Raw genomic sequence first — 26,695 nt, forward strand, 5'->3', positions numbered from 1 at the left:
ATTAAAAGAGAGTAACAAATATGAAAAACTTTATTTTTAATCATCCGTTAATTTCAGATAAATTATCAAAAATGAGAGATGTTAATACGGATTACTATTTTTTCAAACAACTACTAACAGAAATTACAACATTAATGATGTATGAAGTTGGTAAGGATTATGAACTTGAAGAGATTACTGTAGAAACTCCTTTAACTAAAACACAAGCTAAAAAACTTAAACACAACTTTGTGATTGTTCCTATTCTAAGAGCTGGCCTTGGAATGGTTGATGGTGTTCATAACATTATTCCTACCGCAAGAGTAGGCCATATCGGTTTATATCGTGATGAAAAAACATTTAAACCTGTTGAATATTATTCAAAATTTCCTGCAACAATGAGTGATGCGCATGTTATTGTTTTAGATCCGATGCTAGCAACAGGCGCTTCAGTTGTTAAAGCAATTGAAATGATTAAAAAAATTAAACCTAAATCTATTAAATATATGGGATTATTAGGTGCTCCTGAAGGATTGAAAGTTCTAAATAATGAACATCCAGATGTTGATGTATATTTAGCTTGTTTAGATGAAAAACTAAATGATCATAACTACATCTACCCTGGACTTGGGGATGCTGGTGACCGAATTTTTGGTACTAAGTAATCTGGTAAACTTTATAATAATATGTTATTATTAGTTATTATCGATTTAGAGATTATAGATACTTCATTGATTTGTTTATAGATTTATTATAAAAAGGCTCTTCATCATTCAAATATAATGGCTTTTAATAAAAAAATCATAAAATGACCGTTTCTATTAGCGGGATTAACAGCTTTATCAACAACTGTTTCTTCATGTGCGTTATTTGATATATTTAATGACGTATATGGGTCTGGTTCTGTTAATGATAAAACTACTAATAAGAATCTAAGTGCAACATTACCTGTTGGTGATTATAAGAAAATATACGACATCACTTTTAGTTTGGAATTTAACAACTCAGGTGGATACAATCCTTCTAGACAAAAATCTAGCCCTGAAACTACTGGTGTTGAACGTAGTCGTGCTTACAGAGTATTTGGTACAGGATGATTATTTGACTGACAAAGTAATCCAGTGGATGAGAACGATCCAAACGCTAAATGAACTGGGTATTTTGCAACAAATTTACATGTTGCTGAAGCTCTATTAAATCCTAATGATAACAAACATTACAGACCGTCTTGATACGGGAATAGACAACCGCTATCAGGTGTTGATCAAACATTATATTTCAACTTAGGTAAATGGGATGAAGATTTAGCGGTTAAAAATAAACATGATGCTAAAACATTAACTTACGCCCCATTAAGCTCTTTACCTAAAACTGTATATACGGCTACTGAATTCTATAAAGAATCACCTGATTGGATTTCTACTATTAAAGAAGAAACTCCAGGGATTAGAGAATATATCGATTTCGCTGTTATTTCTATAACATTAAATCTTTCTTGAGAAAAAAGTGCTGATGGAAGAAAAATCTATAAATACAATGACGAACGTAAATTATACGAACGTTGAATTGTAAAAGCGATGGATACTGCTAAAAAAATTTGGAAAGGGAATTCTGACTTTTCTCAACCAGCTTCACCAAATAGGCGTAATGATGAATTAACTAATGAAAGTGTAGAAACTCCTGAAGGTAATTACAGTACAGGTTTTTTTGATCGTAATGACTACACAAGTGTTAATTCTGATCTTTCTAAACTAAATGTTTATTTAGGTGGTTATCCTTACTACAGTTCATGATCATCAACTCCACAATATACTAAGTATTCTGTTGATTTATCTAATGGTCGCAAGTTTCCTGTTAGCAGTGATCCTAAAGGTTCACCTGGATGAACAATCAACGCTTCTAATACAAATGATATTTCTGGTAAGAATATTGCGATTCATTCAGATTTAAGTGTTGCAGGTGGTATTAGAGGTGGTATTTATAACGCTGATATTGCTAAAAATTTCCAGCTAGTTTATCGTAATATTAAATACAAGCAATATGGTTATGGATACATAATTAAAGATTCCAACCTATCAGCTGGCTCATCTGGTTCTTTAGCATTAACTTCTAATAACAAAGCTTTAGGAATTTATTTTGGTACAGTTTCTGTTGATCAAAATACTGAAGCGAATTTTGGTTTAGTTGCTTCTTTATATAATCCAAGAAATATTACAGTAAGTGTTCAAACAAAGCCAACACAATTTGAAAACGATACAATCAGACCATACGATTTAATTTACGGAAATGAATATATGAAAAGTGATTATGGTTCATATATCAGTTCGGTTAAAACTCTTAAATTACCTACCACTAGATTATTGGCTAAAATGGTAGATGGTAATTACGAATCTGATCAAGATACTCCTAATAATGATAATGATAATGCAGCTAATGAATTAAATAGCAATAATTTATCAGCAAATGATACTGATGCTTGAAGAAATACTGCAAGTAAAAATCCAGATTCAGTAAAACAAAATCAACCAAACAATCAACCAGTAAATTCAAAACCATCTATAGATAATAATCCATCAAGAACCCCTGATAGAACTAATAATTCTAATCAAAACCCGCCTAGAACTACTAGACCTGTTTCTGGCATGAATGGAAATGATAAACAAACTTCACCAAAACCAGTACCTAGCAAGCCGAACTCTAAACCTACAAATGAACCAAGTAGTCAGCCAAATGGTGGTAGCAATAAACCAGCTCCTGAAGTGCCTAGCGGATTACCAACAGGATCTTTCCCAGGTTTATTAAATAATTTACCAAACGGCATTCCTCCAGGAACATTTCCTGCTGGAGTTGAGAATCTTAATCCTACTGATATAGCTGCTTTATTAGGATTGCTAGCTGGTAATGGTAAATCGGGATCTTCATTATCTGATCTATCAAACTTTTTTAAAAGATAAAAAACAAACTCGTATTAGTTGAATAACTAACCACGAGTTTTTTTATTGCTTTGCAACTAATAAAAAACATATATGAAAATTTTTATTCTATCAAGAAATCGTTAAATTATTATGGTTTTTAATCTAATAAATTAACCAAATTTAAATTTTTAATTTATTAAGCGTATAATTTAAGCGTTCTTTTATAAAATAAAGAACTAAATATAAAATGGTTGTCGATAAAAAAACTATTAAATACAACTTAATCGCTTTTAATGCAATATCATTATTGGCTTTAATAATCATATCTGTATTATCGACATTGAACATAATTAGTATTGCGTGAGTCTATAGTTCTTTATTAACAATATTCTTTTCTAATATTAGTTTAATAATCGCATTAGTCTTACCTAACTTGCTGTATAAATTAGTAAGTAAGCTAAATACCCAACAAGTTAAATCAACTAGTTTTGGTTTTTTTATGTTTGGTTTATTAACACATTGTTCAAGAATTCTTTGGTATGTAATTCCGATTATCATAATCGGTATTACTAATCGTTGGAAAATTGAGTCTGAATATTTCAATGTTTTTCCAGCAATTATTTGACCGATTACATCAGTAATTATCCATATTATTGTGAACTATTGATTGATTAATAAAGATATAAAAGAACAAGATCGTCTAAAGGAATTAAATAGAAATGTTGCCACAGGAGATAGTTTACAAGAAGCTTTTTAGTGAGCAAACATCACAAAGTATTATCAACTTCTTGGACGTTAAACCTCTTGAATCACAAAACATAGACTGAGCTCCATTTGTTCCAACAGCTCATGTTCTAAGCATTTTTTTAGTGCTATTTACGATTGCAATATTAACCGCTGTATATTATTCAAAAATTAAGAAACTTAATCCAACAACACCACCTACAGGATATGTATTGGTTGTGCAGTTGTTAATCTTGCAATTTGAAAATCTAACTGTTGAGTTGTTAGGTGAAAAAAATCGAAAAATCACACCGCTATTTATAGTGATATTCTTATATATTACAGTAAGTAATTTAGTATCGCTAGTAGGTGGGATTGCAGCACCGACTTCATCATCAACTGTAACATTTTCATTAGGTTTAATGTCGTTTTTAGGATCAGTAATTATCGGCTTAAAATACCAAAAATTAGCCTATTTTAGTGAGTTTTTTGTTAATGTAAAAATTAAAAACAAAAGCATTCCAGTGTTTCCTAATCCGCTGAATATTATTGGCTGAGTATCGCCATTATTATCAATATCATTGCGGTTATGAGGTAATATCTTAGCTGGTTCAATCTTTATTGCTTTATTATATAGTGTATTTCGAACCTTCTTTACCTTAGGATCTACTGATTCATTTAATGTTGGTTTAATTTTAGGAACGATTGCTGGTGGATTGATTGTGCCATTCTTCCATATCTATTTCGATATTTTGATAGCCATCATACAAGCATTTGTATTTGTGTCATTAATGCTAACGTACTGATCTCAACCAATTAAAAATGAAGAAGTAAAACAAGCTGAGAAACTAGAAAGAACAAAACTTAATGTTAAATAATATTCTTTACTAAAGATAAGGGATATAAAAATAAAACTTATAAAATATTATATTGAATTCATTACTATAAACACAAGGAAATAATAACAATGAACGTTTTTTTAATCATTCACGACCTAATTACCCACGCAGAAGATAAAGCTACTTTCACTAATCAATTAGGTGGTTACATTGGAGCTGGTTTAGCTATGACAGCAGCTGCCGGGGTAGGTGCTGGTCAAGGTGTTACTGCTGGTTTATGTGCTATGGCTGCAGCAAGAAATCCTGAATTAATGCCTAAAATAAATTTATTCTGAATTGTTGGTTCGGCGATTTCAGAATCAAGTGCGATCTATGCTTTAATTATTGCTTTTATTTTAATTTTCGTAGCAAAATAATTATGCATTCTAAAAGAGTGACGAAACTTTTATTACTAAGTTTCAACTTCTTAATTATTTCGACAATTGTTTCATCTTGTTCAATTCCTGATGAATTAAAACCAAGTACAATTGTTAATCAATTTTTTCCTAACTTTTGAGTATTTATTGCTCACTCGATCGCATTAATAATAATTATTCTTTTAGGTATTTTCTTCTTATGAAAACCTACTAAAAGACTTTTAACAAAAAGAACGGAAATGATTCAAGCTGAAATCAATAGTGCTAATGAATTAAAAAAACAAGCAATGGCTTTATTGGATGATGCGAAAAAAGAAAAACAAAATGCTGAAATTCAAGCAAGAGAAATAATTAATTTAGCGACTAATCAAGCATATAGTCTTAAAGCTGATGTTGAAAGCGATGCTAAAAGAAAAGCTAACCGTATTATTGAAAATGCACATTCTGAAATAATTAAGCAAGAATCAATTCTAAAGCGAGAACTGGAAGGTCGAATCGTTGATATAGCTCTAGAAGCTACTTCAACCTTAATCAAAAAAAATGTAGACAAACAAGATCATGAACGTTTAGTTCAAGAATTGCTAAAAGAACTAGATTAACATTATGGATACCAACATAATTGGATTTGCTAGAGCATTAGTCGATCTTGCTCATGAAGAAAACAAAGTCTCGCAATTTTATGACGATTTAAGGATTGTATTTAATCTTGTTAAGAAAGATAATGACTTAATGTCATTATTAAATAATAAGGTTTTATCAAAAAATCAAAAACACGAAATCATTGATATTGTTTTTAAAGATAAACTAAACGAAACAATAGTTAACTTTTTAAAAGTTGTTATTGATAACCATGAATTTTTTAACATTCTTACGATTATTAAAAAATTCTTTAGAATGATCGAAGAAGAAAACCATACTTTATTTATTAAAGTAATATCTGCTCAAGAAATGAGTGATTCTGAAAAAGCGCAACTTGCTGAAAAACTTCATAAGAAATTTGATTCAGAACTTAACATTTTATATCAAGTTGATCCAAGCTTGATTGCTGGAATTAGGATTCAATCAAACGATCTGTTAATTGATCACACGATTGATGGTAAATTGAAGTTATTGAAAAACCGTTTAAAAACCTTAACTAAAGGAAATTAGATTATGGCGATTAATTTAAATGAATATTCTTTATTAATTAAAGATCAAATTAAGAAATATGTAAACAAGATTGTTAGCGATCAGAAGGGTTATATTATTACCATAGGTGATGGAATCGTAAGAGTTAGTGGGCTCGACGATGTTTTGTTAAACGAACTTGTTGAGTTTGAAAATGGCGCTTATGGTATTGCTTTGAATTTAGAACCTAACTCAGTTGGGGTGGTAATGTTATCTGATTACTTTGATCTAAAAGAAGGTTCATCTGTTAAAAGAACAGGTAAAGTAATTCAAGCTCCAGTAGGTGATGGTTTACTTGGAAGAGTAATTAATCCAATTGGATTACCGATTGATGGTAAAGGTGAATTAAAAAATGTAAGTTACTCACCAATTGAACGTCCAGCTTATGGAGTAATGCAACGTAAAAGTGTTCATCAACCACTTGAAACTGGAATCTTAGCTATTGATAGTATGTTACCAATCGGTAAAGGTCAAAGAGAATTAATAATCGGCGATCGCCAAACTGGTAAAACAACAATCGCATTAGATACAATTATTAATCAAAAAGGTAAAAATGTTAATTGTATTTATGTAGCAATCGGTCAAAAGAATTCATCTGTAGCTCAAATTAATCGTTTATTAGAAGAAACAGGCGCTATGAGTTATACAACTATCGTAAGTGCTACAGCTAGTGAATTAGCAGCATTATCATACATTGCGCCATTCACTGGTGTAACAATTGCTGAAGAATGAATGCGTCAAGGTAAAGATGTTTTAATTGTCTATGATGATCTTTCTAAACATGCAGTAGCATATAGAGCGTTATCTTTATTATTAAGAAGACCTCCTGGTCGCGAAGCTTATCCTGGTGATATTTTTTATTTACATTCAAGATTACTTGAACGTGCCGGTAAATTAAGTGATGAATTAGGAGCTGGATCAATAACCGCCTTACCAATTATTGAAACACAAGCAGGTGATATTTCAGCATATATTCCTACTAATGTAATTTCGATTACTGACGGTCAATTATTTACAACAACATCGTTATTTAACTCTGGTCAAAGACCAGCAATCCATGTTGGATTATCAGTATCTCGGGTTGGTTCAGCAGCGCAATTAAAATCAATAAAACAAGTATCTGGTAGTTTAAAATTAGAACTTGCACAATATCGTGAATTAGATACTTTTTCACAATTCTCATCTGATCTAGATGCTGAAACTAAGATTGTTTTAGAACACGGTAAACGGGTTATGGAAATGTTTAAACAACCACAATCTAAACCGATCGATCAAACAAGTGAAGCAATCCTTTTATTCGGAATTAAAAATCATTTTATTAAATGAATTCCTACAGATCACATCATAAAATTTAAAGAATTTGTTTTAAATAAAATGCAAGAAAATCCAGTTTATAAAAAACTTGATGAAGCAAAAGCGTTTGATGAATCAATTACAAATGAATTAAAAACATTCTATAAAGATGTTGTTAAACATTATACTTCAACACTAGTTGATTATGATGGATCACTGTATGGTGATATAAAAGAATTGGAGTAACTTTATGGCTTCGATGCAAGAATTAAAACGACGAATGGAGTCTATAACAGTAACGCATAAGATAACTAAAGCAATGAAGATGTTATCAACTGTTAAACTCAATCGTTTTAAAACAACTCTTTATAAAACTAAAGATTTTTATCAAGAATTTTATGAAGTAATTGGAGCTATTATCACCAATTACAATAAGATGAGAGCTAATAAAAATCAAAGCGGACAAACAACTAAATCTGATAAAAAACTTTGAATTGTAATTAGCACACAACTTGGTTTATGTGGTTCATATAATACAAATATTGGTAAATTGTTGGCTAATGAAATTGGAAAAAATGATCAAGTAATTTTAATTGGCAACAAATTAAATTCTTATCTAAAAACAAGAAATTTAGACAACCGAATTATTCAAAGTTTTAGTGTTAATGATAAGCAAATTGATTTTGATTGGTCTTATATTTTAGGAAAACAAATTTTAGAATTAAACGAAAAAAATAAGTACGAATCAATTAATTGCATTTATACTACATATATTAATAATTTAAACTTTCAAGCCAAGAAGATTCAACTAATGCCAGCAGATCCTAGTATTTTTGATGCTAAGACGCTTGATTCGATTAATGATAAATTCCCTAAAAATATTTCTTTTGAACCAAGTGTGGATGTGATTATTCCAGCATTAGAAGAACAATTATTACAAGTTATCTTATACGGTTGTTTAATTGAATCAAAAGTTTGCGAATATGCTAGCAGGCGTAATGCAATGGATACTGCAGCTAAAAATGCAGATGATCTTTACAACAAATATAAGTTGTTATATAACCAACTACGTCAAGCTAAAATTACGCAAGAAATTAATGAAATTGTTGCAGGAGCAGCGAAATAGTATATGAGTACAAAAAATAACTATGGTAAAGTCTATCAAGTAATCGGTCCTGTTGTTGATGTTATTTTTGAAAAACAAGAAGATTTACCGAATATTTATGATTGCTTGATTATCGATCAACCTGAACAAAAACTTTATTTAGAAGTTGCTCAATTAATTGGTGATGACATTGCTAGATGCATCGCGATGGGTCCAACCGAAGGATTAGCAAGAAATGTTAAAGTAACATCAACAAATCAACCAATCTCAGTTCCTGTAGGTACTGATGTTTTAGGTAGAATGTTTAATGTTATCGGAGAACCGATTGATAACAAAAAACCATTAGAAAGCTCTGTAAAAAGAATGCCAATTCATCGCAGAGCTCCAAGTTTTGCTGATCAGTCTAATGAATTAGAAGTTTTCGAAACTGGTATTAAAGTAATCGATTTACTAATCCCTTATGCTAAAGGTGGTAAGATTGGTTTATTCGGAGGTGCTGGTGTTGGTAAAACAGTATTAGTGCAAGAATTAATCCATAATATTGCTACTGGCCATGGTGGTTTATCAGTATTTGCTGGGGTAGGTGAAAGAACCCGAGAAGGTAATGATCTTTACTACGAAATGATCGAAGGTGGAGTTATCGATAAAACTGCATTAGTGTTTGGTCAAATGAATGAACCTCCAGGTGCTAGAATGAGAGTTGCGCTAACTGGTTTAACAATGGCTGAATATTTCAGAGATGCTAATAACCAAGATGTGTTGTTATTCATTGATAATATCTTTAGATTTACTCAAGCTGGTTCAGAAGTATCTGCTTTATTAGGGCGTATGCCTTCAGCTGTTGGTTACCAACCAACATTAGCTGAAGAAATGGGATCTTTACAAGAAAGAATTACTTCAACTAAATCAGGTTCAATTACATCAGTTCAAGCAATCTATGTGCCCGCAGATGATTTAACTGACCCTGCTCCTTCTACAACATTTACCCACCTTGATGCTAAAACTGTATTAGATAGAAATATAGCGTCTTTAGGAATTTTCCCTGCAGTAAATCCACTTGAATCAACATCTAGATTACTTGATCCTAGTGTTGTTGGCATTCAACATTATCAAACAGCACGTAAAGTTCAGATGATCTTACAAAAATTCTTAGAATTACAAGATATCATTGCAATTCTAGGAATTGATGAATTATCTGAAGAAGATAAACTAACCGTATCAAGAGCTCGTAAGATTAGAAACTTCTTATCACAACCATTCTTTGTTGCTGAAAAATTCAGTGGAAACAAAGGTAAGTACGTTCCAATTAGTGAAACAATTAAAGGATTCTCTGAAATTGTTGAAGGTAAACATGATGATTTACCTGAACAGGCTTTCTTTTATGTTGGTTCGATTGATGAAGCGATTGAAAAAGCAAAAACATTATCATAATGGTTAAACTAAAAGTTTTAAGTCCTAAAGGTGTTTTATTTGATGAAGATATAGAAATGATCCTTGTAAAAGGATCAGATGGTTATGCTGCTTTTATGAAAAATACTGAACCATCAATCTTTAGTATTAAACACTCAATTGGTTACATCACTTTTTTAGATAAAACAAAAAAAGCGGTTGTAATTGATGATGCAACTCTATATAGTAACAAAAATCTAATTAGAATCTTTGCTTTGGATTTTATTGTAGCTGATAAACTATCTTATGATGAAATTCTTGAGAACAAAAAAGAATTAGAAAATAAGATGAAAAATACAACTGATTCTAAAGAAATAATGCGCTTACAGCACGCTTTAGATATCGAACTACTAAAACTAAAAGAAGCAAAATAATGCGTCGTTTAGATCTATCAAACATTAATAGTTTCCAGGATCAAATTAATCAATTTGATACTAATCATTTCTATAGTGCTTTAACTTATTATTCTTGATCATTTTATGGTCTTGATCTTGATTATCAAAAAAAAGATAATGGGATCATCATTTTTGGTACTGTTGATCTAGATAAAAACTTAATGCGAAAGATCTTAAAAGATAAATTTTATCCCACTCAAAAGATTATTATCTCACCAATCACTAAAATTGGCAGCTCTTTTGATTTTTTAAATCTTATTGAACAACAAATTAATCAACTAGATAAAAATCAACAGATTTTTATTGATGATCTGACTAGTGAACAACTTGAATTATTAAAGACTAAATACCAATTAGAAGTTGTTTTTGAAACAACAACAAATTACCTATACGAAACTAAAAAATTAATTAGTTTTGCAGGTAATAGTTTACAAAAAAAGCGTAATCACCTAAACTTCTTTCTTAAAAACTACGCTAAAAATTGTGTCATTAAAACTAATGATCAAGTTAATTTTAATGAACTAGAAAAATTTTATTTAAGTTGATTAGCCAAACAAGATAATCAAAGAAACTACGATGCAGAAAAAGCATTCTTTTACGCGATAAAAGAATTAATAAATAACAAAACGCTAAAACTAACATCATTATCACATTTAAATGAAATGATTGGTTTTAGCGTTTCTTATTCGATTAATAACCGTTGTGAAATTATTATCGAACATTGTGATGAAACCTATCGCGGATCATATCAATATCTTTTAAGTAATTCTCTTAAAATTCATCATCTTAATGATCAATATACAGATCGTCAAGACGATTTAATTGATTCAATGATCTCGTTTTCAAAAAATTCATATAAACCAGCTTTTGTTATTAAAAGATATCTTGTAAAACTATGCTAGAACTAACTAAAGATAAGAAATTAATCGAACAATATAAATATTTTTATTTAAGAGCATTTAAAGAAGAAAATGAATTTTCTTGGAACTATTTAATTAATGCTTATTATGGTAAAGAAATCAAGATTTATGTGGAAAAAGATATCAAAAAAGATTTCAAGTATGGCTGTTTTGTTTTAGATAAAAAACTTGTTATTAATAATGAAACTAAAACAGCAGCACTTGTCTTTGGTGTTGTTAGTGATGAACGTTTTAGGGGTAAGGGTGTTTTAAATTTAAGTTTTGAACCATTCCTTAATGAATTAGCGCAAAAATATGATTTAGTTTTAATTCAAAGTTTTAATTGAAAAATTTATCGAAATTTCGAACTAGATCCACTGGATAACTTACATAAGTTTGCTTTATTAAATCAATTTAAAAAGAATGATTATCTTAATAAGATTGATTTATTTAATTATCATCTCAATCAAGAAAAGATTATTGATCTTTATGAGATTAGAAAACAATATCTTATTAAGAACAAAATTGATAATTACAGCGATTATTCACTAGAAGAATATAAGAAATACCTATTATTTAATTTTTTAATTGGTGACGTTATTTATTATGATGATACTAGTTATTGTCAATTAAGTAAGGATTTTGAAGTTTATCAATTGTTTTATTTAGATAAAAATGCAATTAATGATTTTATCTTAAGAATACCAACGATTCTTACCTTAAGTTTAAATGACTATCAAATTAATGATTTTAAACATAATCAGGCATTTATTAAAACTAATCAAATCAACTTAACAAGAAAATATAATAAGTCGAAATTAAAAATAAATGCAATATTTTTTAACGAGCTAAATTAAATGTGTTATAATTCATATGGTTATCAAGAACTGGAAGTATAGCTCAGCTGGTTAGAGCACACCCCTGATAAGGGTGAGGTCGATGGTTCAAGTCCATTTACTTCCACCATTTTTGGGGACGTAGCTCAATTGATAGAGCACCTGACTTGCACTCAGGAGGTCGAGGGTTTGACCCCCTTCGTCTCCACCATTAATAAAACCATTTTACTTAACGAGCAGTATTATTTTATCTGCTCGTTTTTTCTTTTATAGTAGTAAAATTATAAGAAGCATAAAAAAACAATTTGTTTTTTATGTAAAACTAAAAATATGAAGAAGATTGCGATTATTACAGATTCATCCTCGACGATTAAAACTAATGAATTGAAAGATGTTTTTGTAGTTCCTTTACAGATTACCATCAATAATACCAATACTTATTTAGATGGTGTTGATATTCAACAAGATGAGATCTATGATTATTTAAGCAAAGACAAAAATGTTGATATCAAAACATCGATGCCAGTAATTGAATCGATCTTAAAAACAACAAAAGAAGTTGCATCGAATTATGATCATGTTTTCGTATTACCGATTTCAAGTGGTTTAAGTGGAACTTATAGCCAATGAAAAATGGTGATTGAAACTGAATTAAGTGATCTTAAAAATATTAGCATCTTTGATACTTGCGACACTGCGATTTCATTAAAATGATTAGTTAATGAAGTTCAACAATTAATTAGTCAAGATAAATCGATTAAAGAAATTGAAGAATATATCGAAAACTGAAAAAATCGTATATACACAATGATCGTGGTAAATGACTTAACCCAATTAAGAAAAGGTGGTCGGATTTCAAAAATGAAATCGCTGATTGCAGGGATTTTAAAAATTAGTCCGATAATATCATTTCATAAAGGGGTTAATCAATTAGTTGATAAAGCGATTAATATAAAAACTGCAATCGAAAAATGTATCGAACAAGCGACTAGTAAATTAAAGCTAACAAAAAACAAAATCGTAAAATTAGGATTTTGTCATACTTTCAAAGAAGATAAGAAAACAAAAGAAGTTCTTAAATTAGTTAAAGAAGGATTAAAAAGTTTAGAATTTAATGAATTAGATGTTGCTATGATTACTCCAGTAATTGGGGTTCATACAGGAATAAATGCTTTTGCATTAAGTTTTTTAATTGATAAATAAAAGTTTAATATAAATCTGCACAAAAACCCGTCTGAAAATTTCACGATTTTTATTGATGCTTTTTATTATTAGTATTAAAATTAAATTGAAATATTAAAAAAGAAAGAAGAACAAAAATGTCTAAATTAAAAATTGGTATTAACGGATTTGGACGCATTGGGCGTTTAGCTTGTAGAGATCTTTTAAAAGATTCAAGCGTTGAAGTTGTTGCTGTTAACGATTTAACAGATGCTAAGACTTTAGCTTACCTATTAAAATATGACTCAGCTCATGGTAAGATGAGTGAAGAAGTGACTGCTACTGAAAACGAAATTATTGTTAATGGTCACAAAATCAGAGTATACAGCGAAAAAGATCCTGCTCAAATTCCTTGAAAAGATCACGGAGTTGATTTAGTTATTGAATCAACTGGTCGTTTCTTAACTCAAGAAACAGCTAATGCTCACATAAAAGGCGGTGCTAAAAAGGTTGTTTTATCAGCGCCTGCTAAAGAAAAAGGAATCAAAACAGTTGTTTATAATGTTAACCACGAAGAACTTAACAAAGATGATACTGTAATTTCAGCTGCTAGTTGTACTACTAACTGCTTAGCTCCAGTTGTTAAAGTTTTAGAAGACAAATTCGGAATTAAAGCTGGTTATATGACTACTGTTCACGCCTACACAGCTGACCAAAGATTACAAGATGCTCCTCACTCTGATTTTAGAAGAGGTCGTTCTGCTGCTACTAACATGGTACCTACTTCTACTGGCGCTGCTAAAGCTATCGGTTTAGTTGTTCCTAAAGCTACTGGTAAATTAAATGGTATAGCTGTAAGAGTTCCTACTATTACTGGTTCATTAGTAGATTTAACTGTTAAATTAGAAAAAGAAGTTTCAGTAGAAGAAATTAATGCTGCTATGAAAGCTGCTAGTTCAGAATCATTCTTATACTCTGAAGATGCTTTAGTTTCATCTGATATCGTTAATGAAACTCACGGTTCTATCTTTGATAGTAAATTAACTGCAGTATTAGAAGCTAATGGTGAAAAACTATACAAACTTTACTCTTGATACGACAACGAATCTTCATACGTTGCTCAATTAATCAGAGTTGCTAAATACTTCGCTAAACTTTAATTAAAAAATAAATTTAAAAGAGATCAATAAACAATGATTACATACAACAAAAAGACATTAAAGGATATTGATCTAAAAGATAAGACGGTTATAGTTCGCGTTGATTTTAACGTTCCAATTAAGGATGGTAAGGTAGCTGATGAAAAAAGAATCATTGAGGCTTTACCTACAATCAAATACTTAATCGAACAAAATTGTAAGATTATTTTATTAAGTCACTTAAGCCGTATTAAATCTTTAGATGATATTACTTCTAAAAAGAAAAGCTTAAAAGCTGTTTATGAAAATTTATCAACTAAGATTGATAATGTTAAATTTTTAGAACAAAACTTCGGTTATGAAGTTGTTGAAGCTGTTAAAAAACTTCAACCTAAAGAAGTATTACTTCTAGAAAATACAAGATACAACGACGTTGACCACACTGGTGAAGTTGTTAAAAAAGAATCTAAAAACAGTCAAGAACTTGGAAGATTCTGAGCTAGTTTAGCTGATGTTTATGTAAATGACGCTTTTGGTACTTGTCACAGAGCACATGCTTCAAACGTTGGTATTGCTAAAAATATTGGTCAATCTTGTGTTGGTTTTTTAGTTCAAAAAGAAATTGAAGCATTATCTAAATTAACAGATTCACCAAAAAGACCATTCGTAGTAATTCTGGGTGGCGCTAAAGTATCTGATAAATTAAAAGTTATTGAATCATTACTAAAAACTGCTGACCATATCTTAATTGGTGGTGGTATGGTAAATACATTTAATAAAGCTAAAGGATTCCATATTGGTAAGTCTTTATTTGAACCTGAAATGTTAGATACTGCTAAGAAGATTCTAGAAGAAGATAAAGAAAATAAAATTGTTTTAGCTACTGATCAGATGGTAACTAAAGCTAGTGAAATTACTGATATCAAAACTGCTAAAGCAGGTAAATGTGTATTCGCTAAAGATCAAGAAGATGAGGACTTTGAAGCTTTAGATATTGGTGAAGAATCAATCAAAACATTCAAAGAATACATCGCTAAAGCTAAATCAATCTTCTGAAACGGTCCTTTAGGGGTGTTTGAAAACCCTAATTATGAAAGAGGTTCATTAGAAATCGCTAAAGCGATTGCTGAATCTGATAGTTATAGCGTTATTGGTGGTGGTGATAGCGCTGCTGCTGCTAATAAATTTAATTTAGCTGAGAAATTTAGTTTCGTATCAACTGGGGGTGGTGCTTCATTAGCATTTATGGAAGATACTATTCTACCAGGTATCGAAGCTATTCAAGAAAAATAAATCCGTATATAAAATTCTTATCTAGATAACTTTTAATTGTTTAAATAATAGGTAATTCTTTAGTAAAAGCGTTAAATATAATATATTATCCTTAATAACATTTAAGTAAAAATATATAAAAAGAATTCGAAAACAGGTCTTAAAATAATAATTAAAATAATAATTAAAATAATATTTCTAAAATAAGATTCACCAAAAAAACTCAGTAAAAAACTGAGTTTTTTTTATTTTGCAAATTTTTGAATTTATTGAAAAAAACAACATTTTGTTATTTTTTTTATAAAATAAAGAAGTGCTTAAGTATAAAAGGAAGATAAATAAATAATTATAATACAAAAAAACAATGATAAAGATTAAAAAAAATAAAAACAAAATAGGATTATTTGCCTCGCTATCGATGATGATCGGGGCTATGATAGGTGTCGGTATTTTCGTTAAAAATATCGGTGTATTTAAAGCTACGAATAACAATCCTTACTTAGTAATAACAGCTTGAGTAATTAGTGCTATTATTACATTATTATTAGCATTATCTTACATCGAAGTAACCACAACTGGGAATTCTAAATTCGGTGTTTCTGGTTATTGTGATTTAACACTAGGTAAGAAAGCAGGTCGCTTTTTAAAAATTTCGCAATCACACTTTTATAATGGAATTATTGGGGTTGTGTTGTTTATGTATGCCGGAGAATTATTCTTATCAATGGTTGATTCTGCTGGTAAATGAGGATTATTAACTGATTTTAATAATCAGTCACCACGATCATCAATACTAATGACGATCGGAATTGGTTTTATAATCTTTATTATCTTTTTGGCGATCAATTCGATTTCATTAACTGCATCTAAAGTATTTCAATCGTTTAGTATGATCATTAAGTTCTTACCGATCATTATTATTACGATCGTAGGAATTATTGCTGGTGCTATGCAATATGATCAGTCATTATTTAACACTAGTAAAACAGTGATGAATTCTATGGCGACTAAAATCAATCAAGTAAATTCATTCTCAACTATACTAGTTGTTTTGCCATCAATTTTATTTTCATTTGATTCATTCTTGAGTTTTACATCAATTCAAGATAAGATGAAAAATCCACAAAAATACACTAAGATATTATTATCAATAGGTGTAATAACAGTATCTATTGCTTATTTATTAATAACACTTGGAATGATTTTTCTAGGTAATGGTTATGCTGTTTTATCAATCAATGAAACATTACTTAAAAATGTCTTTAAATGATCTGAACAAGATGCTCAAAAAATTTCACTTGCTTTTAAAGTAATTTTCAATATCTTCTTATTAGTATCAATTCTAGGAGTTGCTAATGCGTTTATGGTGGTAACGATTTCTAACCATCAAGGATTAATTGAAGATGATTTAATTTTTGGATCTAAGTTATTAAAACGTTGATACAACAAAAAATATCAAAACCTATCAGAACAAGATAAATTCTATGGTCTAAAAAGTCATATTCCTGGAATCTTATCATATCTTTTTGTTATTGTTATTTTTGGTATGATTATAGCTGCTATTAGTATTGGACTTGGAAATGACCGTGTGGCTGATGGAATAACTAACTTCCCTACATTATTCTTCTTTATTATCTATGCGTTAATACCATTTTCAATCTTTATTAAAAGAATTAAGGTTTCATTAAAAAATAAAGATAAAAAACTAACTAAATTAGAAATCAAAGAAATAAAAGAATTATCATCTGTTACTAACCCGACAAACGAACAAGCAACTAGATTAACTGAATTAAAGAAAAAACAAGAAGCTTATATTGAATTGTTTAAACTAACACCAGAACATAGAATTAGCAAATTCTTTATGTTCATTGCTCCAGTTGCTTCGATTTTAGTATTTGTTATTTTTGCTTACCAAGGAATTTATGTTTATTTAATTGATCCGATAAGACAAGCAATTAACAATCCAGAAATTACAACAAGCGCGTTTGGCGGATTTATTGAAGCTGATACAACTATCGGTGGTAAAGGTCTTCCTATTTATATGCTTACAGTTATTTATTTTGGTTCATTATTCTTATTCTTCTTCATTCCTTGAATTAATGGGATATTAAAAAAACGTTTCCCAAATGTTTAATTAGTTAATATCATACAGCCTAAATTAGCGTTTAGTATAATTAAAAAAAGTATGAGCAGTAAGATTGAACAAAACTTAACTAAAGAAGCGATATATAAAGATATCTCTAAATGGCAAGCATTCTTAGAAGGTTATAAAGACTTCTATGGTTTTGATTTTGAATGATCAAGATACATCAAGGACTGCAAACTTTATTACGGACATTTTGATATCCATGGATTTATTAAAGCTTACGGAAAAGAATGCGAAGAAGACTTTAAGAAATTCAAGGCATTAATAGCTCAAAAAAAACAAGAAGAACAAAACAAAGAGCAGGCAGAACAAGAGTTATCAAAAGAACTGTTTAATGTTTATGATCAACTTTTTTATGCTGATAGTTTAAGAGTAAGGTTGTTAATTAACTTTTTAAACCCCGAGAATAGTTACGAAAAAAAAGCGTTAAAAAAATCTTGAAAAAAGGCAAAATCACAAGGATTAACTAAACGCGAATGAATGAAATCAATTCTCAATATTCCCTTTAAAAAAGGTGAGCGTGATCCACACGATTATCGTTATGATTACGATGAAGTTCATAATATCTTAAAACAGATTAAAGAAATTAAAAAAGAATATTTAAACAAAAATATTAAAGAACGTTCTGATCGTTTTTCAACCAAAAAAATGAACGAGTTTGAAGAAAATATCAACGAAGCTTCATTAGTTATTGATTTTCATAATGATTTTGCAACCAAATTAATAGAACACGAAAAAAAACAAGCTAGTAAAAAACAAGAATATTTAAATTATCGTCAAGTTGTAAGTGGTTTTGTTGATGAACAAGAATATCAACATGAAAATGTTCAAACTCAAACTGATGATGAATTAATTACAAAACCATTCCAAAAACCACATGAAAGTATTCCAGAAGTTAAATATAATACATTACCAAAATCAATTCCTGATATTGATAAAGAGCTAGATTTATTACATAATAAAAAAGTTGCTAATTATCAAGATGAAATGAATGATTTTTTTCAAAAGAAACTTGATCAAAAAATTCGTGAAATCAAATCAACTTCTGATTTAATTAATTCTGAATTCAAAAAAGCTGAATGAATTCGCAAGAAATCTGAAATTGAATACGAAAAAACTAAGGAATTCAGACAAAACTTAACTAAAGAAATTGAAAATATTAATCAATCTTATTCTCACAAAAAAAGATAATATCTTATAATATATAAGATGTTAAATTTAGTAAAGGAGGTAATTTTGTGCCTAAGGTTGAAGTAAAAGATGGTGATCTTGAATTGGCTTTACGTAAATTTAAACGTGTAGCTAGCGAAACTAAAAGATCTTTTCTAAGACACGAATACCACCTAAGAAAAGGGATTAGAAGACGCGAAAAACAAAAAGCGGCTAGAAAACGTTTACAAAAAAAACACCGAATGTACTAATCCAAAAATACAATAAAAAAGTTATAGCTTAAACGCTATAACTTTTTTATATTTTGCACCAATAACAAGCATTTTTATTGAAAGAGAAAAGTTAAAAAATATTAAAAATGCGGTAATTTTACAAAAAAATAGAAAATAGGGACTTGTCCCTATTTTTATAAAATAATATTGATGATTTGTTATTAATGGGGCGATTGACGGGATTTGAACCCGTGCATGCCTGATTCACAGTCAGGTGCGTTAAACCGCTTCGCCACAACCGCCATAAACACAGTGTATATTATACTATATAATAAATATTAGCAAACAAAAATTCTTAATAAGCAATAATCTTTTATATTGAGCTATATCAATATTATAGGGTAAAAATGTTATAATTACTTAATAAGTGCTAACGCAGTTCATATATGAAATTATTTAAAAAAGTCTTTTTTGGAGCTACATTATTCGGTTTAGGTATAGCTTCGATGATGAGTGGATTGTATTACTACCAAAAAGACAAAGCATTAGATCTATTCAATATTAGACAAAATGATGAAACGATCTCAGAAGTAGGTGGTTTGAATGGTTATGATCCGCTTAAACCAAATGAGTTTTTAAAATCTAATATTGCATTTAACAATCACACCTTTAGCACAGAAAAACAAGCAGCATCTTATTTCTTATCAGTTGCTAATAATTTTGTTACAAGAAAACTAATGATCGGTGATGGAATTAAAAAAGATCCATCAACGGGTGAAATTATTAATGCAGATGGTTTAAAAGATATCAATGATTCTTCTTTTAGACCGCACAAATACCGTCCAGCATATTTATTACAAGACAATAAATATACTTCAGATCAAACAAAAGCTTCGTTAGAAAGAATTGGTAAGCCTGAACATTACATAAAAAGCCCCAATGGTTTAATTTATGGTGAAAATGAAGCTGTTGAAGATCCGACTCCGAACATTGTAAGTGATGATCTAACTGAGAAAACTAGGGATGATAAACTTGATAAGTTTTTCAAAGATCTTTATTATTATGAATTTGAAGATGTTACTAAAGACAAACCTACAAAAATTAACATCAATCCTTTAAATTTAATCGATATTTTAAAAGTTAAAAATTTAGCAATTGATTCGTTAATTTTAAATAACACAAATTTTAATTTAAAGTTATATGAACTTAATGAAGATCATACGCAATACAATAAAGTCGATAATGCAATCTTGTTAAATAAGATGTTCATCTCAAATCTTAGCAATAAGTTATTTAGCGTTATTAATAACTTTTTATGAAATAACTTATTCATTAATATTAAAGGAACTGTAAATAATAACAATAAAGATTTCAGAGTATGATTTGGTGTTCCTTATCTATCGATCAGCAAAAGTGCTTCAGTTGAATATGAACTTCCTTTTTATTTAAGGTCATCAACTGAAAATGTTAATAAATTTGGTTCTTTTAATAATTTAGATCAATTTATTGATAGTGTTCAAAGTTTCACTGACCCCGTTATCTTCAGAGATAGATTTTTAAAAAGCAATCCAGTATATACAGCATTTAATAAGATTATTGCTGATAACTACATTGAAAATAGTGATAAAGGATTATTTGGTGGATATAAAAATAGTAAGATTAATGCTATTGTCCATGGTGATCAAGGCGGGATTGGTTGATCTACGCAAATCGACTACAACAATAATGTTGGAATTTATGTAAATCCAACAGCTAAATTTGTTAATATGTCTATTAGTTTGAATATTAACCAAAATAAGATTAATAGCTACCGAGTTTCAGAAGAAAATATAACAAAATTCAGAAATGAATTAAACGCAGCAATTCCTTCATCAACCAATTCCCAAAAAATGGTCTTGATTGATCGTATTATTGATGCAAGTATAAGAGTTCTTACTAAAAAGATTTTTGAAGGTTTTGATATTAACTCAAACACATCACGAGATGATATAAGAACTTATATGAGTTCAGTTATTGCTAATCAATTAAATATAGAATTTACATCAGCATTAACTCAATCTAACGAAGCAGTAAATATTGATACTGGTGCTGCTTTACAAAATTTAATAGGTAATTTATTCTCGTTGAATGATACATTAAATTCAAGAGACAAAATGTTTGTTATAGAATATAACGATCAACCTTTATTTGGATTAAATATTTTAAGTGATGATAATTTTAAGAATATTTTCTTAAAGAGATATAGTAATGAATTATCAAAAACTGCTATTGATACTTTAGCGGATTCATTAAAAGAATATAAAAAGATTTATCCAAACCGAGTTAATAGTTTATTAACTAATGTTTCAAATACTATCTCATACAATCCGACTTATAAAAAAATTACTTTAAAACCGTTAAATGATGATAATTTATTAGTTAAATATAATGTAACTAATTTTGATATCCAAAACCTATATAGCCAATTCGGAATTACACCAACACCAGGACATAAAGCAACGTTGCTAAACAATCCTGACGATAAATCGAATAGTGATGTTGAACCTTACGGAATTATTCAAGCACTTAACAATACATTATTTAGTTCTAATGATAATGTTAATAACAAGCACTTAGTTAATGTTTATGATGTTTTGATTGCTTGAAATAAAGATGGTTCAATTAAGCCGACTAAATTAGCTAAAGCGTTTAATTTAACAATTAATCCATCGGTAACTAATTCTAAGATTATTAAATATCGAAGTGAAGTTAAACCAGAATTAGTTAATGTAATTCAAGAATCTAAGAATATTCTAGTTTTACGTAATTGATTAGGTGATATTGTTTATGAAGAAACTTATCAAAATGATCAATGACCAACTGAACAAGAATTAAAAAATATTACCTCAACAGCTACTAGCACATTAACAATTGATCCTTCTACAAGATTCTTATATGATAATGGAAAATTAGTAAGAATTAATAATCTTCATTTAATCTATGAAATTAGATTAGGGAATGTTACTAGAACATTTGATAAATACGAAGATGCTTTTAGCTATATCTGAAGAGTTATCAGAGTTAGCTCAACTAAGATTAATAATTTATCTAATTAGATAAATTTAAAAACAACTTTATTAATATTCTTATTAAGATTAATAAAACGTTGTTCGTATTCGGTAATTACATTATCTTTTATTAAATCATCGTTTTCATCTAGGCTGTGCAAGTCGCGAGTTAAAGCGATGATTTTTATTTGATCATTTGATTGTATTGTTTCGATCGCATACTCAAATAATCCATCATTATCAGTTTTAAATTCAATAACACCATCAGGTTTTAAAATTCTTTTATATTTCATTAAGAATTCTAAATCCACCAAACGTTTTTTTGCGTGACGTTTCTTAGGTCATGGATCTGAAAAATTTAAGTAAATTTTACTAAAAATTTGCTCAGGAATATTTTCTTGAATTATTGCAAAATCACCGTTTAAAATCGATAAATTTTGTAAATTTTCGATATCAGAAAACTTATTTATCATTTTTAAAATAACTGTTGCATTTTTTTCGATTCCTAAATAATTAATATCAGGATTATTTAATGCTTTTTGATAAATAAAACCACCTTTACCAGAACCGATTTCTAAAACATTATTTTTATTGAAATCAAGGATATCAATTAATTGTTCAATTTTTATAGTATTACGAACCTTTGTAATTTTTAGATTAGCATCTTTGATATTTCTAATACGCATAAGTTAATTATTTATTTTGTATTCTTAAATTGATTTTGACGACTTAGTTCATACAACGCACAGATTACACTGTTTGATAAATTAAAACTCCGAATATTATCATGCATTGGAATTTTTACTAAGTAATTTTGATATTTTTCTAATAACTCATTTGGCAATCCACTAGTTTCCTTACCAAAAATAAGAAAAACTCCTTTATTATCTAAATAATCGTTAAAATCGATATTAGATAAATAATTAGTCGCTTTTTTTGTAAATAAAAATAAATTATCTTGAATTTTATTTTTATTTAAGAATTCATCAAAACTTGCGTATTGTTTTAATTCTAGTTTATCTCAATAATCCAATCCTGCTCTTTTAAATTTTTCATCTGTAATAAAAAAGCCAAAAGGATGAATCATATGTAAAGTTGCGTTAAAACCAACACAACTTCTAGCGATGTTTCCTGCGTTTCTTGGATCTTGTGGTTGGTATAAAACAATATTAATTTTTGATGACATATCTATATAATTTTAATTATTAAAATATAAAATAAAAATAGTATATTTTACAAACTTAAAATATTAAATCTGGTATATGAGTAAAAATTATAAAGATACATTATTAATGCCTTCAACTAATTTTGAGATGAAGGCTAATCTTTCAACTAAAGAAAGTAAGATTCAACAACAATGATTAGATGATAATATTTATCAATTAAGATTAGAAAAAAATAAGAATAATAAAGAGTTAATCTTACACGATGGCCCTCCATATGCTAACGGGAATATTCACGTTGGTCACACGATGAATAAAATCATTAAAGACATCATTGTTCGTAGATGATTAATGCAAGGGTATTATAGTCCATATATCCCTGGGTGAGATACTCATGGGTTACCAATCGAACATGCTGTTCAATTGAAACTTGGGCAAGAACAATTCTTTAAATTATCAGTATTAGAACGCATGGAAGTATGTCGTGATTTTGCTATTAACCAGATTAAAAACCAAAAAGAACAATTCAAAACTCTTGGTTTAATTACTGATTTTAAAGCTTGTTATTACACTTATGATAAGCAATATGAGATAGACCAATTAAAAGTCTTTGCTAAGATGATTAACGAAGGTTTAGTGTATCAAGATTACAAACCGATTTATTGATCTTGATCATCTAAATCAGTTTTATCTGATGCTGAAGTAGAATATAAAGAAGTTAAAAGTCCAAGTATTTATGTTAAGTTTAGAACTTTAGATAATGATTTAATTGGTAAAGATGTTAATTTAATTATTTGAACAACTACCCCTTGAACTTTACCATCAAATTTAGCTATCTCAGTTCACCCAGAATTTGAATATACACTATTCGAATCTGACCAACAAAAATACTTAGTTGGTTCAAATTTATACGATAAATTAGTAGAAAAATTTCAATTCAATTCACCGAAAGTAATTAAGAAAATTAAAGGATATTTACTTGATCGCATTGAATATGCACACTGTCTATATCCAGACAAAAAAGGTCTTGTTGTTTTAGGAGAACATGTTAGTGATTCTGATGGTACAGGGTTAGTGCATACTGCTCCTGGATTTGGGTTAGACGACTTTTTAGTATGTAAGCGCTATAAGATTGATGCTTACGTTCCGATTAATGATGAAGGTTGTTTTGATAACACTGTATATGATCAATCTTTAGTTGGTGTTTTCTATGACGATGCTAATAAGATTATTGCTAAGCAACTTGAAGAGAAGAATGCATTATTAGGATTAGATTTCATTAAACACCAAGCAGCACATGACTGAAGAAGTAAAAAACCAGTTATATACCGTGCTACTAAGCAATGATTCATTAATATTAAGTCAATTAAAGAACAATTGATAAATAATATTAAAAGTGTTAAATATCCAAACGAACGTTATGAAAAAAGAATGTTAAGTATGATTGCTGAGCGTTCTGACTGATGTATTTCTCGTCAAAGAACATGAGGTTTACCGATTCCGATTATCTTTGATGAAAATAAGGAACCAATTCTTGATAAAGAGATTATTGATAACACAATCAGAATTATGGAAACTGAAGGTGTTCAAGCATGATACCAACATGATGCTAAGTATTTCTTAACTAATAAATACGATCCAAGAAAAACTTATTACAAAGAAACTGATATCTTAGATGTTTGATTTGACTCAGGCACTTCATTTAATATATTAAAACACAATGGTATTAAAAATAAAGCTGCTATCTACTTTGAAGGAAACGACCAATACCGTGGTTGATTCAACTCAAGCATGATATGTGCTACAGTGATGAACAAAACAGCTCCTTATGAAGAATTAATTTCTCATGGATTTACTCTTGATGAAAAAGGATTCAAGATGTCAAAATCACAAGGAAATGTTATTGATCCATTGACAATTATCAAAGATAAAGGTGCTGATATCTTAAGATTGTGAGCTGCTTCAATTGATTATTCAAATGACCACAGAATTGGTAACAAGATAATTGAACAAAATAGCGAAATTTACCGTAAAATTCGTAACAGTTTATTCAGATTTATTCTCGGTAATTTAAACGATTTCGACTTTAAAGATTTAAAAACTTACAAACTTAGTTTAGCTGATTTATTAACAATTAATCAAGTGAATAAATCTTTTAGAAAAATTGATCAAGCTTATTTAAATTATGATTATTTAGAAATTACTAAAGAAATCAATAAGATGATCGTTGATCTGTCATCTTGATACTTCGAATTGATTAAAGATAGTTTATATTGTAATAAAAAAGATGATAGTTCAAGAAGAGCTATTCAAGCTACTTTAAATTACATCTTTATTAATGCTTTATACCGAATTGCACCAATTTTAGTTCATACTTGTGAAGAAGTTTACAGTTTCTATACCGCTCCTAATAAAGAAAAATCAATTTATTTAATTAATCCTCCAAGTTTATTTGAAATTAAAACTGATATAGATCTAGAACAATTAGATAATGAATTTAATAATATTAAAGATGCTGTTTATGCTGAAATTGAAAAATTAAGAAAAGACAAGATATTATCTAAATCTAATGAAGCTGTTGTTTATTTATCTAGTCAATATTTAGAAACAAATAAACAACTAGTTAAATCATTAAAACAATGATTGAATGTTGCAGATGTTTTATTTACAAAAAATCAAGAAATCACCGTTAAAAAGACCGATTTCTTAAAATGTTTAAGATGTTGAAACTACTTTAAAGAATTAAGTAATAAAAACAACGAAATTTGTGATCGTTGCAGTGAATTAGTTTAGATGAAAAAGATAGCTATAGTATATGGAACAAATCTTGGTACAACTGAGTTGATTGCCAAGAAAATCAATAATCAAATTAAATATCCAACAACATTATTAGATGTAACAAAAACCAATGTTGATGAAATTAATCAATATGATGTAATTATTTTTGGTACATCAACTTGAGGGACTGGCGATATCTTAGATGTTTGATTAGATTTCGAATTTAAACGTCTTGATGTAACTAATAAAATATTTTTACTATTCGGGTGTGGGGATAGTCAAACTTATCCTTACACTTTCTGTGATGGTGTCGGAAAGTTATTTGATATTCTTAACCGTAAAAAAGCTAAAATAATCGGAATGATTGATAAAAAAGAGTATGAATATAACTTTGAAGAGTCAAAAGCTTATTATAAAAATAAGGTTGTTGGCTTACTAATTGACCAAGATTCTCAGCCTGATAAAACTGATTGAAGAATTACTAACTGAACTAGCTTAATTAATGAAAAATTAAGTTAGATACTATAAAATTTCATAATTTTTATTAATTTTTCTTTTGTTATAATATGTATGATAATGGACCTAATACTG

Annotated in this window: 24 protein-coding genes and 3 tRNA genes; 24 read left to right on the forward strand and 3 right to left on the reverse strand. The window is 28.8% G+C overall.

Annotated elements, in window-relative coordinates; all coding sequences use genetic code 4:
- The first annotated feature begins 20 nt into the window (after positions 1–20).
- The 21 genes from upp (at position 21) to rpsU (ending at position 19,155) form a co-directional block, all read left to right on the forward strand.
- On the forward strand, positions 21–644 hold the full coding sequence (gene upp, locus NMG68_RS01385; protein ID WP_255034912.1) for a uracil phosphoribosyltransferase: 624 nt from the start codon (positions 21–23) through the stop codon (positions 642–644).
- A gap of 117 nt (positions 645–761) precedes the next feature.
- Positions 762–2,933 carry an MIP family Ig-specific serine endopeptidase gene (locus NMG68_RS01390; protein ID WP_255034913.1) on the forward strand — a complete coding sequence of 724 codons (2,172 nt, stop codon included), beginning with the start codon at positions 762–764 and terminating at the stop codon, positions 2,931–2,933.
- A gap of 208 nt (positions 2,934–3,141) precedes the next feature.
- On the forward strand, positions 3,142–3,651 hold the full coding sequence (locus NMG68_RS01395) for an MG406 family protein (RefSeq protein ID WP_255034914.1): 510 nt from the start codon (positions 3,142–3,144) through the stop codon (positions 3,649–3,651).
- Positions 3,614–4,495, forward strand: coding sequence for a F0F1 ATP synthase subunit A (locus NMG68_RS01400; protein ID WP_255034915.1), 882 nt, complete (start codon positions 3,614–3,616; stop codon positions 4,493–4,495). The genes NMG68_RS01395 and NMG68_RS01400 overlap by 38 nt, the downstream gene beginning before the upstream one ends.
- Before the next feature lie 89 nt (positions 4,496–4,584).
- Complete coding sequence (locus NMG68_RS01405; protein WP_255034916.1) at positions 4,585–4,872, forward strand: ATP synthase subunit c family protein; 288 nt, start codon at positions 4,585–4,587, stop codon at positions 4,870–4,872.
- Between the two features lie 2 nt (positions 4,873–4,874).
- Positions 4,875–5,471, forward strand: coding sequence for a F0F1 ATP synthase subunit B (locus NMG68_RS01410; protein WP_255034917.1), 597 nt, complete (start codon positions 4,875–4,877; stop codon positions 5,469–5,471).
- Between the two features lie 4 nt (positions 5,472–5,475).
- On the forward strand, positions 5,476–6,021 hold the full coding sequence (atpH, locus tag NMG68_RS01415; RefSeq protein ID WP_255034918.1) for an ATP synthase F1 subunit delta: 546 nt from the start codon (positions 5,476–5,478) through the stop codon (positions 6,019–6,021).
- Positions 6,022–6,024: 3 nt separating this feature from the next.
- Positions 6,025–7,578: a F0F1 ATP synthase subunit alpha gene (gene atpA, locus NMG68_RS01420; protein ID WP_255034919.1), complete on the forward strand. Its 1,554-nt coding sequence runs from the start codon at positions 6,025–6,027 to the stop codon at positions 7,576–7,578.
- Positions 7,579–7,582: 4 nt separating this feature from the next.
- Complete coding sequence (gene atpG, locus NMG68_RS01425) at positions 7,583–8,458, forward strand: ATP synthase F1 subunit gamma (RefSeq protein WP_255034920.1); 876 nt, start codon at positions 7,583–7,585, stop codon at positions 8,456–8,458.
- A 3-nt stretch (positions 8,459–8,461) separates the two neighbouring features.
- Entirely contained in the window at positions 8,462–9,868 is a 1,407-nt protein-coding gene (atpD, locus tag NMG68_RS01430) for a F0F1 ATP synthase subunit beta (RefSeq protein WP_255034921.1), read from the forward strand.
- Positions 9,868–10,260, forward strand: a complete 393-nt coding sequence (locus tag NMG68_RS01435) for a F0F1 ATP synthase subunit epsilon (protein WP_255034922.1) — start codon at positions 9,868–9,870, stop codon at positions 10,258–10,260. The genes atpD and NMG68_RS01435 overlap by 1 nt, the downstream gene beginning before the upstream one ends.
- The gene (locus NMG68_RS01440) at positions 10,260–11,183 is read left to right on the forward strand and encodes a phosphatidylglycerol lysyltransferase domain-containing protein (protein ID WP_255034923.1); all 924 of its coding nucleotides are present in this window, start codon (positions 10,260–10,262) and stop codon (positions 11,181–11,183) included. Before NMG68_RS01435 ends, NMG68_RS01440 begins: the two co-directional genes overlap by 1 nt.
- Positions 11,177–12,037, forward strand: coding sequence for a hypothetical protein (locus NMG68_RS01445; RefSeq protein WP_255034924.1), 861 nt, complete (start codon positions 11,177–11,179; stop codon positions 12,035–12,037). Before NMG68_RS01440 ends, NMG68_RS01445 begins: the two co-directional genes overlap by 7 nt.
- A gap of 32 nt (positions 12,038–12,069) precedes the next feature.
- Positions 12,070–12,146, forward strand: a tRNA-Ile gene (locus NMG68_RS01450).
- 5 nt (positions 12,147–12,151) lie between these two features.
- Positions 12,152–12,227: transfer RNA gene (locus tag NMG68_RS01455), tRNA-Ala, on the forward strand.
- Between the two features lie 119 nt (positions 12,228–12,346).
- Complete coding sequence (locus tag NMG68_RS01460; protein ID WP_255034925.1) at positions 12,347–13,219, forward strand: DegV family protein; 873 nt, start codon at positions 12,347–12,349, stop codon at positions 13,217–13,219.
- A 116-nt stretch (positions 13,220–13,335) separates the two neighbouring features.
- Positions 13,336–14,337: a type I glyceraldehyde-3-phosphate dehydrogenase gene (gap, locus tag NMG68_RS01465; protein ID WP_255034926.1), complete on the forward strand. Its 1,002-nt coding sequence runs from the start codon at positions 13,336–13,338 to the stop codon at positions 14,335–14,337.
- A gap of 33 nt (positions 14,338–14,370) precedes the next feature.
- Positions 14,371–15,609, forward strand: coding sequence for a phosphoglycerate kinase (locus NMG68_RS01470; protein WP_255034927.1), 1,239 nt, complete (start codon positions 14,371–14,373; stop codon positions 15,607–15,609).
- A gap of 343 nt (positions 15,610–15,952) precedes the next feature.
- Entirely contained in the window at positions 15,953–17,722 is a 1,770-nt protein-coding gene (locus tag NMG68_RS01475; RefSeq protein ID WP_255034929.1) for an amino acid permease, read from the forward strand.
- Positions 17,723–17,773: 51 nt separating this feature from the next.
- Complete coding sequence (locus NMG68_RS01480; protein ID WP_255034930.1) at positions 17,774–18,925, forward strand: DUF5454 family protein; 1,152 nt, start codon at positions 17,774–17,776, stop codon at positions 18,923–18,925.
- A 47-nt stretch (positions 18,926–18,972) separates the two neighbouring features.
- Positions 18,973–19,155 (forward strand): 30S ribosomal protein S21, encoded by a 183-nt coding sequence (rpsU, locus tag NMG68_RS01485; protein WP_255034931.1) that lies wholly within the window; start codon positions 18,973–18,975, stop codon positions 19,153–19,155.
- A gap of 186 nt (positions 19,156–19,341) precedes the next feature.
- Here rpsU and NMG68_RS01490 read toward each other — a convergent pair.
- Positions 19,342–19,418, reverse strand: a tRNA-His gene (locus NMG68_RS01490).
- A 144-nt stretch (positions 19,419–19,562) separates the two neighbouring features.
- On the opposite strand from NMG68_RS01490, the gene NMG68_RS01495 reads away from it, so the two are divergent.
- Positions 19,563–22,211, forward strand: coding sequence for a hypothetical protein (locus NMG68_RS01495; protein ID WP_255034932.1), 2,649 nt, complete (start codon positions 19,563–19,565; stop codon positions 22,209–22,211).
- Here NMG68_RS01495 and trmB read toward each other — a convergent pair.
- Positions 22,208–22,849, reverse strand: coding sequence for a tRNA (guanosine(46)-N7)-methyltransferase TrmB (gene trmB, locus NMG68_RS01500; protein ID WP_255034933.1), 642 nt, complete (start codon positions 22,847–22,849; stop codon positions 22,208–22,210). The genes NMG68_RS01495 and trmB overlap by 4 nt on opposite strands.
- Positions 22,850–22,860: 11 nt before the next feature.
- On the reverse strand, positions 22,861–23,349 hold the full coding sequence (locus tag NMG68_RS01505; RefSeq protein ID WP_255034934.1) for a tRNA (cytidine(34)-2'-O)-methyltransferase: 489 nt from the start codon (positions 23,347–23,349) through the stop codon (positions 22,861–22,863).
- 76 nt (positions 23,350–23,425) lie between these two features.
- Here NMG68_RS01505 and ileS point away from each other — a divergent pair, with 76 nt between their 5' ends.
- Together ileS and NMG68_RS01515 are read left to right on the forward strand one after the other, a co-directional pair.
- Positions 23,426–26,119, forward strand: coding sequence for an isoleucine--tRNA ligase (gene ileS / locus NMG68_RS01510; protein WP_255034935.1), 2,694 nt, complete (start codon positions 23,426–23,428; stop codon positions 26,117–26,119).
- Positions 26,120–26,623, forward strand: a complete 504-nt coding sequence (locus NMG68_RS01515; RefSeq protein WP_255034936.1) for a flavodoxin domain-containing protein — start codon at positions 26,120–26,122, stop codon at positions 26,621–26,623.
- The last annotated feature ends 72 nt before the right edge of the window (positions 26,624–26,695 follow it).

The sequence above is a fragment of the Mycoplasma bradburyae genome (genome assembly GCF_024338845.1).
In the GTDB taxonomy this organism is placed as follows: Bacteria; Bacillota_I; Bacilli_A; order Mycoplasmatales; family Mycoplasmoidaceae; genus Mycoplasmoides; species Mycoplasmoides bradburyae.